Here is a 14,016-nt window from a genome sequence, read left to right on the forward strand (position 1 = left end):
TGGAGTTTATCAAAAAAAAAAAAAACAATGTCAAGGGGGATTTTATTCTTTATGTTGTGGGTTAGAGTGGCGTATAGGTGCATTTTAGGGGACTTGCAATCCCCATAAATCCTATATAAACCTAAATATTGAGCTTATCAAAAAGCCAAAAGAATGCATAGAATATGTCGTATTCCACGAGTTGGCTCATTTGCTATATCCAAATCATTCTAAGGAATTTTATAATTATCTCTCGCTGTATATGCCAGATTGGGAGAAGCGAAAGGCGACTTTAGAAATGACGGATTAGGGCAGATTTTAGCAATGGTGAATTTAGATTTTAAATTATTAATTTTTAGAGATATATTATTTATGTCCCATTAAGCGGATTAGATGGCGGAGATTCTCAATATGGGCTATTCTTAGAATCTAAGCTAAAATTTAGTTTATAGGCGTTATAGAATATTATTACAGCAAATCTAACTAATTGCAAAAATTTTTCTTTTATAGTAGAATCCATATCTTATATTTTTGGCTATATTTAGCTTAATTTGGAGTGATTAATGAGTAGTATCTTGCTAATAACACAGATAATATTAGCTTTAGTTTTAACTATTTCGGTTCTTTTGCAAAAGAGTTCTAGCATAGGTTTGGGTGTGTATAGCGGAAGCAATGAATCGCTTTTTGGTGCAAAAGGTCCAGCTGGATTTATGGCTAAATTTACTATGGCAATTGGTTTGATATTTATTATTAATACAATAGCTTTAGGATATTTTTACACAACACAAACAAGTAAATCTATAATGGATAACACAAAGATAGAATCTAAGATTCCAGAATCCCCACCTGCAAATCCTTTGGAATCTAGTCCTTTAACTTCGCCTAGTTCGCCATTTGAAGCACCAGCAGCACCATTATTGCCAAAAAGTAATTAATATTATAGGAAATTTAGATGTTAAATGAGATTTATAATAATACTAAATCAAATATGCAAAAAGTGCTAGATTCACTAAGAAGGGATTTTGGGACACTTCGAAGTGGCAAGGTTTCCACGATGATTTTGGATAATATTAGGGTGGATTATTATGGCACACCAACACCATTAAATCAAATCGGCTCAGTTATCGCAAAGGACGCCACGACAATAATCGTAACGCCGTGGGAAAAGACCTTGCTAAAGGATATTGAAAGAGCAATTGCAGAGGCAAATATCGGGGTAAATCCAAATAGCGATAGCGATAGTGTAAAGCTATTTTTCCCGCCTATGACGAAAGAACAGCGAGTGGCAATCGCAAAAGAAGCTAAAGCTATGGGTGAGAAGTCTAAAATTGCTTTAAGAAATATTCGACAAGATTCTAATAATACCATCAAAAAAATAGAAAAAGAAAAGTCAATCACAGAGGACGAAAGCCGAGTAGCTCACGATGAAATACAAAAATATACTGATGATTTTGTAAAAAAAGTCGATGAAATGGTAAAAAACAAAGAAGAAGATATTTTAAAAGTATAGAAAATGGATATTAAAAAATATTATCTTGACGCAAATGCACTTTTAGAGGGGCATTTTTTATTAAGCAGTGGAAATCACTCAAATTATTATTTGCAATCCGCAAAAGTCCTTGAGAATCCAAAAATAGCCGAGATTCTAGCACAGGAATTAGCAAATGCAATAATAAAATATAATATAAAAGTAGATTGTGTTTGTTCCCCTGCACTTGGCGGAATCCTCGCTGGATATGAGTTAGCTAGAGCACTTGGAGTTAGATTTATTTTTACAGAACGAGTTAATGGCGTGATGAATCTTAGACGCGGGTTTAATATAAATATAGATGAAAAAATTATAATCTGCGAGGATATAATCACCACAGGCGGAAGTGCTTTAGAATCTGCTAAATGTGTAGAAAGTTTTGGTGCTAAAATAGTCGCTTTTGCCGCTCTTGCAAATAGAGGATTCTGCAAAAGAGTAGATTCCAATATTACATCTAAGATAGAATGCAAACTTCCTAATAATATCCCATTTTTTGCATTAGAGGATTTTATATTTGAGATGTTTAGTCCAAGTGAATGCCCTATTTGCAAAAGCGGTAGTATTGCCATAAAGCCCGGCAGTCGTGGTAATTAAATCAATCAATGAAGCAAAAAAAGCAAACAAGCCTTCAAAAACTAACTAATAAAAATAAGCCAAATACACAAATAAAGCAAAATATTTTCCAACAAATATTATTTATAGATAAATTCAAAGCATTTTTAACAGATATTTTTATGATTTATATGCCAATTTTATATATTGCAACTTATTTTATTTTAGGCTCAAAAGAGGCATTTCAACAAAGTCAAATTACACTTTTTATCTGCTTTTTTCTATATGCTATTATTTTGTCTATATTATTTGCCACAAAGTCGCAAACACTGGGCTATATGTATGCAGAAATCATATTATTAAAAGATGATGATAGAAAAGTAGGATTTTTTCTAGCATTATTTAGATTTATATTATTTTGCTTTAGTATGAGTCTTGTATTTGGATTTTTTGTGCCATTTATGAGAAAAGATAGAAAAACATTTCACGATTTTATTTGTAAAACTAAGGTTTTAAAACATAAGAGGATTCCAGTAAAATAATAAAATTGCCATTTATGTTGTAGAATCTTATAAAATTATTATGTTTAAACTAAAATTTAAAATAAAATAATGTAGAATCTCAAGCATAATTTATTTTTATAAGATGCTTATGGTAGATATAAAAATGGCGAAAGAAATAATGGCAAAGGAGTTAATGATGCAGGAGGAAAGTATATGGCGAGAGGAAAATATAATGGCAGGAGGAAAGTATAATGGAAGGTAGGCTTTTTACATTTGCAGGTTTAATTAATTCAAATCACGATTTCATCATAGGTTTTTATACTGTTTTAGTCGCTATCTTAGTGCTTTTATTTGCAAAATTAGCTACTAGGAATCTTGAGGTTGTGCCAAGTGGATTACAAAATATTGCTGAGGCATTTTTGGGTGGCATTATATTTTTTGCAAAGGACGCAATAGGCGAAAAACTAGCTAGAAAATATATACCACTTACCGCCACAATCGCACTTATAGTATTTGTATCAAATATCATAGGGATAATTCCGGGATTTGAAGCACCTAGTTCAAGTTGGAGTTTTACTTTGGTATTAGCTCTAATTGTATTTGTGTATTATCATTTCGAGGGCATAAGAGAACATGGATTTATCCATTATTTTGGACATTTTATGGGTCCAATAAAATGGCTTGCTCCTTTAATGTTTCCTGTTGAGATAATATCCCATTTCTCAAGGGTTGTGTCATTATCATTTAGGCTTTTTGGAAATATTAAAGGTGATGATATTTTCCTACTTGTGATGCTTATGTTAGCTCCTTGGGTTGCACCTTTGCCGGCATTTGCAATACTTACATTTATGGCTTGTTTGCAAGCATTTATTTTTATGATTCTAACCTATGTCTATTTGGCTGGAGCTTTGCTATTAGATGAGGAATAGTATAAGGAAAAGACGATACAAACCAAAAAGTGTATTAAACTCAAATAAGGTTTTTTTATATAATTTTGCTTTTATAAGCGTTATTGTAGAGATTCTAATCGGTGCGGTTTTGGGTATTGCATTATGTTGCGGATTTGTAATATCCTTTATTGTTTTCAAAGGTAATTTATTGCTTTCTGTTGGGATATTTTGCGTTATTTTGATTATAGCTGTGTTTTTAGTATTACTATTTAGATATATTTTTTTATCCGTTTTACTTAAAACAAAAGAAATAGAGATTTTGGAGAAAATACTCATAAAATCTACAAAATAAATATGAGTAATAATATAGATAAATTTTTAATCACCAATCCATCGTTTTATACAAATATTGATAGAAATATTGCGTATGCAATGGAATCTGGCGTTAGTAAGATTTATTTAAGAGATATAGGATTGAGTGAGAATCTACTTATTGATTTTTTAGAATCTTGTAAAAAATACAATATTTTATTGTTTATTAACTATATTGTTAAATTTTTATCTTACAATATTAACGGCATTCATCTAAAAGGTGGCGAATTACATTTAGTAGATAAAATACCTGCTAATTTATTTATTTCATATAGTGCACATAGCTTAGATGATGTAATAAACGCCTATAATTCGAATGTGGATTTTATTTTTTTAAGTCCGATATTGTTTGTTAAAGGTAAAATGCCCCCACTTGGTATAGAATATATTAATAAAATACCAGATATTTATAAACATAAAATCTATGCTCTAGGTGGAATAAACAGCACTAATATTGAAGATTTCTATAACTTAGGAATTAAAGGTGTAGCTGGAATAAGAATGTTTTTAAAGGATAGCAATGTTTAGAAAAATTATATTAAGTTTAGTTTTTTTTGTTATTACTTTAAATGCCGAGTTTATTGGTGAGGCTGGGTATGGATATAATTATTATCGATATACTGAGCCGGGATTAATGAAAATACAAGGCAATCTACAAAGTGTATTTACCAAGCTTGGCTATTTGGGCGATGAAATAGGATTAGAATTAATCTACTCACAAACATTTGCACCAAAAACAAAATATTTTGGTTCAACAATGTCTGGAATCCCAGTCAATGCTATCCCCTCAAAAGATAATTTCTGGAATCTTGATTTTAGATTTGGAAGAAGAATGAATATGCTTGGAAGCAATTACGATGGTTTAGCATATATTGGGGTTGGTTATAGATATTTAAAAAATAATGTTCAAAATGAGGGCGGATATACAAGAGAGCAAATATATTACTATATTCCTGTAGGATTCTATGCCATTGATGGAATGGGTGCTGATGGACTATCTGCAAGATATGGTGCGGAATTTCGATATATGTTTTTAGGGACGAATAAGACTCATATAGGCGAAGCTATACCTTCGATAAATCCTAGTGTTTTAACATTCACCCAAAAAAATAATTTTGGATTAAAGGTTTATATTGGATTTGAGTATGAAATAGCCCAATCATTTAAGATATTTACACAAGCTACGGCAGATTATTGGTATGTAAAAGATTCTAATACACAGAGTGTTACTTATATAAATAACACTTCTACATTGTATCAAGGATATTTTGTAGAGCCAAATAATAATACCATTCAATTGGGAATAGAAGTTGGCATAGGGCTTTAAGTGGAATCCATATGGAAATAACAGTATTTTTACAAGCATTTGGTTTAACATTACTTGCTGGACTTAGCACTGCACTTGGGGCATTTTTAGCTTTTTTTAAAACAAAAGATGAAACGAGAATCCTAGCTTTTGGGCTTGGGTTTAGTGGTGGAGTGATGATATATCTTAGCTTTGTGGAGATTCTGCCAAAATCAATAGAATATTTTGAAAGAGCAAATGAAAATATTAATGCAAATACATTTGGCGTATTATTCTTTTTCGTGGGAATGTTAATAGCTCTCATTATAGATTTTTTTATTCCAAAAGATGTGAATCCTCACGAGTTAAAAACGCAAGATGAAGTGCATTGTGAGCTTATAGATAAAAATAAATATATAGCTTCACATAAGCATATACATAGAACAGCTGTATTTACGGCAATTGCTATTACTATCCATAATTTTCCTGAGGGATTTGCCACATTTGTATCGGCATTGGATAATTTTGCATTTGGGCTATCTATCGCAATCGCCGTAGCAATCCATAATATCCCAGAGGGTTTAGCTGTATCACTTCCCATATATCACGCCACTGGAAATAAAAAACAAGCTCTAAAACTTACCTTTTTATCTGGTTTAGCAGAGCCTATTGGTGCGGTGGTGGGATATTTTATACTAGCACCAATTCTTGGTGATTATACATTAGCTGTTGGTTTTAGTTTGATTGCTGGAATTATGGTATTTATATCCATTGATAGCTTATTGCCAAATTCTAAATTAAGCACAAAAGGACATGAATCTGTCATAGGAGTGCTTTTTGGAATGGGGATAATGGCATTAAGCCTAATATTATTAGCTTAAGGGGGACTTTATGAAAAATGTTTATTCTAATATTGGAATCTTAGATGAAAATGCGATAAATCAATTTGACTTAAGTAATGAGATTTTAATAGAAAATGCGGCAAATGGCTTAGAAAAAGCAATAGATAGATATGCAATAGAAAATTCTATGATAATTATTGTTGTAGGCACAGGTAATAATGGAGCTGATGGCTTGACTCTTGCTAGGCGATTAATTGGGAAATATAATATAAAAATATATATGCCAAATGAGCCAAAAAGTGAGCTTTCTAAAAAAGAGTTAGAACGATTAAAAAAACTTAATGCGGTATTTATAGATAAATTATTTTGTTGCGATATTGTGGTGGATTGCCTATTTGGTAGTGGCTTTAGGGGTAGTTTAGATGATGAGAAAAAAGAAATTATTGCCACTATGAATAAGATTGCAAGAATCAATATTGCCTGTGATATTCCAAGTGGAATCTCTAGCAATGGCGAGATAGATTCTATCGCCTTTGATGCAGATGTTACTATTAGTATGGGTGCTTTAAAACTTGCATATTTTAGCGATAGAGCAAAAGATTATATAGGTGAAATAATAGAAGTAAATCTTGGAATCTCTAAAGAAAAATATGAGCAAGATTCTATATATAAACTACTTACAAAAGATGATTTGAAATTACCAAAAAGATTAATACAAAATAGTCATAAGGGGAATTTTGGGCATTGTTGTGTTATTGCTGGTGAGAAAGAGGGTGCTTGTATATTGAGTGCTTTAAGTGCATTTGCTTTTGGTAGCGGTTTGGTTAGTATTATAGGCGATGTAAAAAATATCCCATATCATATTATGAATACACATTCACTGCCTAAAAATTGTAATGCTATAGCTTTTGGAATGGGACTTGGAAATAGGATTGATAAATATAATTTTGATTTTCTAGGAAAGATTCCAAGTGTTATTGATGCAGATATGTTTTATAATACTGATTTGAAAGATATTTTAGATAAGGGTAATATTGTTTTAACTCCGCATTTGAAAGAGTTTTCATCACTTTTGAAATTGCTTGGATTGGGCGAGTTTAATAGTGAATACATAGCAAAAAATAGAATTGATTTAGCATTAAAATTTAGCGATAAATACCCGCATATAGTGCTAGTTGTAAAAGGTGCAAATAGCATTATCGCTTATGATGGCAAAATTTATATCAATACATTAGGCTTAAGCAATCTATCAAAGGGCGGAAGTGGCGATATTTTAAGTGGAATGATTGCTTCGCTATTAAGTCAAGATTATTCACTACTTGATGCTAGTATTAGTGCTTCATTGGCACATTCTATCGCTTCACAAAATATTAAAACGAGTTATGGACTAGAGCCATTAGATTTAGTAGAAGAAATTAAAAAATTATAAAGGAAAAATTATGGATAAATTAAGAATTGGTGGAATCGAGTTTAGCTCAAGGCTAATTGTCGGCAGTGGGAAATACAAGGACTTTGCCACAACTAGAGATGCGACTTTAGCAAGTGGGGCGGAGATGATAACAGTTGCCGTTAGGCGCGTAAATATCACGGATAAGAATAGCGAAAATTTATTAGATTATTTCAAAGACACGCAAGTGAAATTCTTGCCAAATTCCGCTGGGTGCGTTACTAGCGAGGAGGCAATAGGGCTTTTTCGCCTAGTTAGGGAGGCTACAGGGATTAAAACTATTAAGCTAGAAATTATCGGCGATACGCAAAAGACGCTCTACCCAGATGTTATTGAAACTCTCAAAGCGTGTGAGATTCTCGCAAAAGAGGGCTTTATTGTGTTTGCGTATTCTAATGATGACCCGATTATGGCAAAAAAGCTGGAGAATGCGGGGGCTGGGGCGATTATGCCGCTTGCTTCGCCCATTGGTAGCGGACTTGGAATCCAAAATCGCTACAACATTACCTTTATCAAGGACGCCGTAAATGTGCCTGTAATCGTTGATGCGGGCGTGGGCTGTGCGAGTGATGCAAGTATCGCAATGGAGCTTGGGGCGGACGCTGTGCTTACGAACTCCGCGATTGCTTTGGCGAAAAATCCAGTTCTTATGGCAGAAGCTATGAAAAATGCAGTTATTGCTGGGAGATTGAGCTATTTAGCTGGGCGGATTCCCAAAAAGCCCTATGCGAGTGCCTCCTCGCCAATCGATGGGCTAGTGCAATTGTAATCAATAAAGCTATACTAAGTGTTTATAAAAATCCACAATAAAGTATTTTGCTAATGGATTATAGTAATTGTAAAAATTAATATCTTAAATTTTCGATTATGGTTAATAAAATGTCAAATAAAAAAGAAATAGTAGTTGTTTTAGTCGGTCAACCAAATGTCGGCAAAACCTTTTTAATTAATAAAATTAGTGGTTCAAATTTTCATGTAGGTAATTTTACAGGCGTTACCATAGAGAAAGCAGAATCTACTTTAGAATATAGAGATTATCATATAAAGATTATAGACCTTCCGGGAACTTACTCTATAAATAAATATTCCCAAGAGGAGAAAATTACCACAAATTTTTTATTAAATGAGCAATACGATATTATTTTAAATGTCGCAGATTCCACAAATTTAGAGCGGAATCTATTCTTAAGCACACAATTAATGTCGCTTAATAGAAAAATGCTCATTGCCTTAAATATGGCTGATGAAGCTAGGAATGAGGGAATTAGTATAGATGATAAACAATTATCTAATATTCTTGGTGTTGAGGCATTATTAATATCTGCTAAAAGTGGCGAAAATATCAATACTTTGCTAGATAAAATAGTTAATATTTACGAAAAGCCATTTTGTCCGTCAAAACGCGTTTATGCAGATTTTATTGAAAATGAGATAGAGAAGCTAACAAATATCATTGTGGATAAAAATATATCTTTAAATAATCCTAGACATTTAGCCATCAATCTATTATCTCAAGATGAAAAAACATATGAGGAAATACACGCAAAGCCCTTTTGGGTGGAGTTAAATCCATCTTTACAAGAGAGTATTAAGAATCTTTATTTATTTAGCCAAGAAAAGAATCTAAAAGCAATATTTCTAAATGATGATTATGCTTATGCAAGAGGTGCTTATAAGGAAGTTTGTAGAACAAAATCAATAACCAAAAATGATACTACAAGCAAGGTTGATTTAATACTATTAAATAAATATATAGGGATTCCAATATTTTTATTTTTTATGTGGCTTTTATTTAACCTAACTTTTACCATAGGTTCTTATCCACAAGGTTGGATTGAGGAGTTATTTGCTTGGTTGGGTAATATTACAAAAGAAAGCATACAAAGCGAGGCGTTGGCGTCATTAGTTGCCGATGGGATAATAGGAGGTGTTGGGACGGTTTTATCTTTTCTACCGCTTATTCTTATTTTATTTTTAGGCATTATTTTATTAGAAAGCACTGGCTATATGGCAAGAGTGTCATTTTTACTAGATGGATTTTTTCATAGATTTGGCTTACATGGAAAGAGTTTTATTCCCTTAGTTAGCGGATTTGGTTGCTCTATACCAGCATATATGAGCACTAGAGTATTAAAAAATCATACTGATAAAATGATTACAATGTTTATTATTGGATTTATGAGTTGTAGTGCGAGATTACCCGTTTATACACTTTTTGTTGGAGCATTTTTTAGCGAGAGAAATGCAGGAGATGTGCTTTTTGCTATTTATATTTTAGGTGCTATTGTGGGACTTATATTAGCAAAGATTTTAAAATTGACCGCATTTAAGGGCGTTGATGAACCATTTGTAATGGAAATGCCAAAATATAGGATTCCATCACTTGGCTTAGTTTGTCGCTCTGTTTGGAATAAAGCGTATTTTTATATTAAAAAAGCTGGGACATTTATATTTATCGCTTCTGTTTTGATTTGGTTTGCGACGCAATATCCTAAGAATGAATCAATAGCAGAATATTATAATGTGAAAATAGCTGAATTATCCACACAATTGCAATCTACAAATATTATGGAATCCAGCACAAACGATGAGATTCCACAAGAAATATTAGATTTAGAAAATGAAAAGCAATCCAAGCTATTAGAAAATAGCTATATGGGAATAATCGGCGAGTTTATACAGCCGGTATTTGCACCGCTTGGCTTTGATTGGCGATTATCAATATCACTTGTAACGGGGATTGCAGCAAAAGAGGTTGTAGTTTCCACAATGGGAGTTTTATACTCATTGGGGGAAACTAATGAAGAATCTCAAAGCCTAAGAGAGATTATCAAAAAAGAAATAAGCCTCCCAGTTGCTGTAAGCTTTATATTATTTGTGATGTTTTATCTGCCTTGTTTTGCTGCAACTGTTGTTTTTACAAAAGAAGCTGGAAAACCAATTTATGGATTATATTTATTTTTATTTACTACTTTTGTGGCATATCTAATCGCATTTATTGGGCATACCTTATTATTATTTATATGATAAACGATTCTATTATTTGTGATTCTTGCATTCCTAGAATCTAATATATTTTAAATGCAAAACCTTATGATTTTAAGATAGCTATTAAATATTTTTCTAAAGATAATACTACTTTTTATTAGCTTGTTTTCATAAAAAGACAAAGGGTTTAAATAATAAATAGCTTTGCTATCGCTTGGGTTTGTGTAAGAAACTCTGTTTGCTTTGTTAGTAGAATCTACGCTAAATCTCATTTTAAGCTTTGCTTTGGACGGAATCTTTTTAGGAGAAAAATATAAGTTTTTGCTTTATTTGATTTTCAAGTAAAGTTTAAAAATTTAGCATTTGATTTTAGGAACTTTAGGGAAACTTAGAATCTTAAAAGCCACTTAATAACACAAAGTGGCAAGGAGTGTTAATATCATACAAATAATTAGTAATAAGTTAGATTAGAAAATCACTTATATAAAATAACCAAATAAACTAGATTCTAGAATCTGCGTATTTGGGTGATTTGGGATTTTATGGATTCTACGCTTGAAGTGGAATCTTTTAGTTTCTAGTTCTTTTGAAAATCCATCACAGGATTTATTTATAATTTTTATTAGATTCTCATTAGATTCTTTTAGTTTGGAATCTAGATTTTATTTAGGGATTCCAAATTTTCTTTAGATTGTAAATCTAATTTTTTATTTAAAGATTCTAGAATCTAGCTATAAAATAGATTTCGTTTTATTGACAATAAAGACTTATTTTTAATATAATCAACATTTTTAAAAAAGTTTCTATTTACTCTTTCAATACGATGTTTTAGCTTTATCACTAGCTTTTTTCGGGGCGTAGCGCAGTCTGGTTAGCGCATCTGGTTTGGGACCAGAGGGCCGAAGGTTCGAATCCTTTCGCCCCGACCATGTGGTGAGTGTAGTTCAGTTGGTTAGAGCACCAGATTGTGGCTCTGGGGGTCGTGGGTTCGAATCCCATCACTCACCCCATATTTTGCGTTCGTAGCTCAACTGGATAGAGCATCAGACTTCGGATCTGAGGGTTGGGGGTTCGATTCCCTTCGAGCGTACCATAATTGGAATTGTATTTAAGCTTATCGTATTTTGCGTTCGTAGCTCAGCTGGATAGAGCAACAGCCTTCTAAGCCGTAGGTCGCAGGTTCGAGTCCTGCCGAGCGTACCATCTGCTATATTAATACCCATTTATCAAATCTAAAAATATTAAGATAAGATTTAGTCTTTTTTCGCAAGTTTTATTAAGTAGAGTTTAAAAAATTTTAAATAAAATTGTGAAATTAAAATCTTAAAAAAGGCGGAATGTGGAATCTAAAATAGGCAAAATAAACATTGTAGAATTTGCTTTGGATTCTAGCTTTTTTGCAGATTCTAGCCAATTTTACAACTCTATTATATTCGCAGATTCTAATCTATTTATAGATTCGCTACATTATCCTGCCCCCCCCCTATTATAGCAATCTAAGCACATTTTATAAGCTACATTTAATCTCGCTTTTACCTATTTTTATGCCAATTTTTCGCGGCATTTTTCATGCATTATTCCTACCCCAAACACCCACAAATCAACACAAAGGATACGACCAATGATTAAAATCATTAGAAATATATTTATTACAAGTGCTACTTTTGTATCACTTTTGATATTACTAATTGTAGCTTTTTGGACTTTTGGAAGCACTCTTAATATCGCTCTTATTTGCGGAGCTTGTGGGATTATCACAACTATTTTTTATAGCTATTATTTATATAACACTACTCTTATTTTGCAAAATGCCACTAAAAAATATATAGAGAAAATAAGCCAAGATTTGGAAAATAATTTGCAAACTTTAAGCGAAAATCTAAACGCAAAAATAGACCAAAACGCTAAAAATCTAAATGAAAAACTAGATTCTAATCTCAAGGAATTAAGTGCTAATTTAGATTTAAAAACTAGCGAAATAAATGAAAATCTAGAATCTGCCACAAAAAATATAAGCGAAAATATCGCTAAAAATAAAGCGGAATTAGATAAGAATTTAGAGGCAAAAACTAAAAATCTAAATGAAAAACTAGATTCTAGCTTTAAAGATTTAAGTGCGAATCTAGAATCAAAAACAAAAGATTTACGCAAAGATTTAAGCCAAAATCATAAGGAATTGAGTGAAAATCTAAATAAGCAATCCAAAGAAATCCGCCAAGAAATTACTGAAAAAATCGATGAAACGCAAGAAAAACTAGAAAATAAAATAGAAAAAATCGACGATAAGCTAGATTCTAATATCAAAGAATTAACTGCGAATTTGGATTCTAAAACCAAGGATTTAAGGGAAAATCTAGAATCCGCCACAAAAGATTTAAACGAAAAACTCGACTTGCAATCTAAAGAGGCAAGAGAAAATTTGGAATCCCTAAATAAAAACATAGATTCCAAGCTCAAAGAATCTAATGAAAATGTTTTAAAAATTGTAAATGACCTATTTGAGGGACTTTCAAAAGAAATGCTAGAGAAGCTAAAAGATTCCGCTTCAAGCGTGGAATCTCTAAAAGCCCAAATCACCCAAGATTCGCAGAATCTAGATTCCAAAATCACCAAAGATTTACAAAAATTAGAATCCAAAATCGCCCAAAATACGGAGAATCTAGATTCCCTAAAAGCTCAAATCGCCCACGATTTAGCTCTAAATATGGAATCCTTAAAAGCGATTTTAAGCCAACAAAAAAGCCAAGATTCAAATGAAAATTTAAGCGAATCTTTAAATAAAAATTTCAAAGAGATGAATCTAAAGATAGAGCAACTCGCATTAAATTTAAGAATGCTTGGGCGGAGCAGAAAGTCTCCAGCAGATTCTATAGATTCCGCGGAATCTACAAAATTCGCAGATTCCGCCACAGAAAATGAGCCAGAAAACGAGCTAGAAAAAGCACTCTCTCCAAATGAAAAAATTGAGAATAAATTTGACAAAAATAACAATCTAATATCAAGTCAAAAATTTAAAAACAATCACAAAATATATGAGGCGTTTTATAAAAATGGGCGGATTTTTAAGACGCAGAGCTTCGATGAAAAGGGCAAGCTTGCCCTAGAATTAGAGCTAAGCCCAAGCGGACAAATCAAGCAAAGAAAGGAGATTATAGAGGGAAAAGAGCGGATTATAAAATTTGATGAGAATGGAAACAAACTAAATTAAAAAGGAGAAAAAATGTTTTTAAATGCGTTAAATCGAAGTGAGAGCGAGAACTTTTTAGAGCTAGCAGAGTTAGCAATGGAGGCGGATAGGGTCTTTGATGAGAGCGAAAAAGGAGATTATTAAAAATTTCCGCTTGGAGATGGGGCTAAATGACTATAAAGAAAAGCTAAAAAGCTATGAAACTATCATCGCCGAGCTAAAAAATAGCCAAAAATCGATCCTAAAAGCAATCCTAATCGAGGTCGCTGGCGTCCTAGATGCAAATGGCAAAATCTGCGATGATGAAAAAGCGTGGTTTGTCAAGCTATGCGATGACTTGGGATTTAGGGAGTTTGAGGCAAATAGGATAATGCGAATAGTCCAAGATATAAACGATGTGCTAGAAGAGGCATATGTATTTATAAACTCTAAGAGATAAGGGG

15 protein-coding genes, 4 tRNA genes and 1 pseudogene are annotated in these 14,016 nt (G+C 32.3%); all 20 read left to right on the top strand.

From position 1 onward, the window contains the following. Nucleotides 1-100: 100 nt before the first annotated feature. Nucleotides 101-289, top strand: a pseudogene (locus CCY99_RS06830) (M48 family metallopeptidase); the annotation flags it as partial. Nucleotides 290-542: 253 nt separating this feature from the next. Next, nucleotides 543-914 (top strand): preprotein translocase subunit SecG, encoded by a 372-nt coding sequence (secG, locus tag CCY99_RS06835; protein ID WP_112060677.1) that lies wholly within the window; start codon nucleotides 543-545, stop codon nucleotides 912-914. Nucleotides 915-931: 17 nt separating this feature from the next. After that, a complete protein-coding gene (gene frr / locus CCY99_RS06840; RefSeq protein ID WP_112060678.1) occupies nucleotides 932-1,489 on the top strand; it encodes a ribosome recycling factor in 558 nt (185 codons plus the stop codon). Nucleotides 1,490-1,492: 3 nt separating this feature from the next. Continuing rightward, nucleotides 1,493-2,101, top strand: a complete 609-nt coding sequence (pyrE, locus tag CCY99_RS06845; RefSeq protein ID WP_112060679.1) for an orotate phosphoribosyltransferase — start codon at nucleotides 1,493-1,495, stop codon at nucleotides 2,099-2,101. 8 nt (nucleotides 2,102-2,109) lie between these two features. Continuing rightward, nucleotides 2,110-2,601, top strand: coding sequence for an RDD family protein (locus CCY99_RS06850; RefSeq protein WP_112060680.1), 492 nt, complete (start codon nucleotides 2,110-2,112; stop codon nucleotides 2,599-2,601). Between the two features lie 212 nt (nucleotides 2,602-2,813). Next, entirely contained in the window at nucleotides 2,814-3,491 is a 678-nt protein-coding gene (locus CCY99_RS06855; RefSeq protein ID WP_112060681.1) for a F0F1 ATP synthase subunit A, read from the top strand. After that, a complete protein-coding gene (locus tag CCY99_RS06860; RefSeq protein ID WP_112060682.1) occupies nucleotides 3,481-3,804 on the top strand; it encodes a hypothetical protein in 324 nt (107 codons plus the stop codon). The genes CCY99_RS06855 and CCY99_RS06860 overlap by 11 nt, the downstream gene beginning before the upstream one ends. Nucleotides 3,805-3,806: 2 nt before the next feature. After that, nucleotides 3,807-4,352 (top strand): thiamine phosphate synthase, encoded by a 546-nt coding sequence (locus CCY99_RS06865; protein ID WP_112060683.1) that lies wholly within the window; start codon nucleotides 3,807-3,809, stop codon nucleotides 4,350-4,352. Next, a complete protein-coding gene (locus CCY99_RS06870) occupies nucleotides 4,345-5,151 on the top strand; it encodes a hypothetical protein (protein ID WP_112060684.1) in 807 nt (268 codons plus the stop codon). Before CCY99_RS06865 ends, CCY99_RS06870 begins: the two co-directional genes overlap by 8 nt. A gap of 11 nt (nucleotides 5,152-5,162) precedes the next feature. Next, the gene (zupT, locus tag CCY99_RS06875; RefSeq protein ID WP_112060685.1) at nucleotides 5,163-5,990 is read left to right on the top strand and encodes a zinc transporter ZupT; all 828 of its coding nucleotides are present in this window, start codon (nucleotides 5,163-5,165) and stop codon (nucleotides 5,988-5,990) included. Between the two features lie 10 nt (nucleotides 5,991-6,000). Next, nucleotides 6,001-7,380, top strand: a complete 1,380-nt coding sequence (locus CCY99_RS06880) for an NAD(P)H-hydrate epimerase (RefSeq protein ID WP_112060686.1) — start codon at nucleotides 6,001-6,003, stop codon at nucleotides 7,378-7,380. Nucleotides 7,381-7,390: 10 nt separating this feature from the next. Further along, a complete protein-coding gene (locus CCY99_RS06885; protein WP_181646878.1) occupies nucleotides 7,391-8,167 on the top strand; it encodes a thiazole synthase in 777 nt (258 codons plus the stop codon). A gap of 110 nt (nucleotides 8,168-8,277) precedes the next feature. Continuing rightward, nucleotides 8,278-10,425: a ferrous iron transport protein B gene (gene feoB, locus CCY99_RS06890; RefSeq protein ID WP_112060688.1), complete on the top strand. Its 2,148-nt coding sequence runs from the start codon at nucleotides 8,278-8,280 to the stop codon at nucleotides 10,423-10,425. Nucleotides 10,426-11,237: 812 nt separating this feature from the next. Beyond that, nucleotides 11,238-11,315, top strand: a tRNA-Pro gene (locus CCY99_RS06900). 4 nt (nucleotides 11,316-11,319) lie between these two features. After that, nucleotides 11,320-11,396, top strand: a tRNA-His gene (locus CCY99_RS06905). Nucleotides 11,397-11,402: 6 nt separating this feature from the next. Next, nucleotides 11,403-11,479 (top strand) — tRNA-Arg (locus CCY99_RS06910). A gap of 33 nt (nucleotides 11,480-11,512) precedes the next feature. Then, nucleotides 11,513-11,589 (top strand) — tRNA-Arg (locus CCY99_RS06915). 136 nt (nucleotides 11,590-11,725) lie between these two features. Continuing rightward, entirely contained in the window at nucleotides 11,726-11,878 is a 153-nt protein-coding gene (locus CCY99_RS09610) for a hypothetical protein (protein ID WP_181646879.1), read from the top strand. A gap of 129 nt (nucleotides 11,879-12,007) precedes the next feature. Then, entirely contained in the window at nucleotides 12,008-13,594 is a 1,587-nt protein-coding gene (locus CCY99_RS06920; RefSeq protein WP_112060690.1) for a hypothetical protein, read from the top strand. A 97-nt stretch (nucleotides 13,595-13,691) separates the two neighbouring features. Beyond that, nucleotides 13,692-14,012 (top strand): hypothetical protein, encoded by a 321-nt coding sequence (locus CCY99_RS06925; protein WP_112060691.1) that lies wholly within the window; start codon nucleotides 13,692-13,694, stop codon nucleotides 14,010-14,012. The last annotated feature ends 4 nt before the right edge of the window (nucleotides 14,013-14,016 follow it).

The organism is Helicobacter sp. 16-1353, from assembly GCF_003288815.1.
Taxonomy (GTDB): Bacteria; Campylobacterota; Campylobacteria; order Campylobacterales; family Helicobacteraceae; genus NHYM01.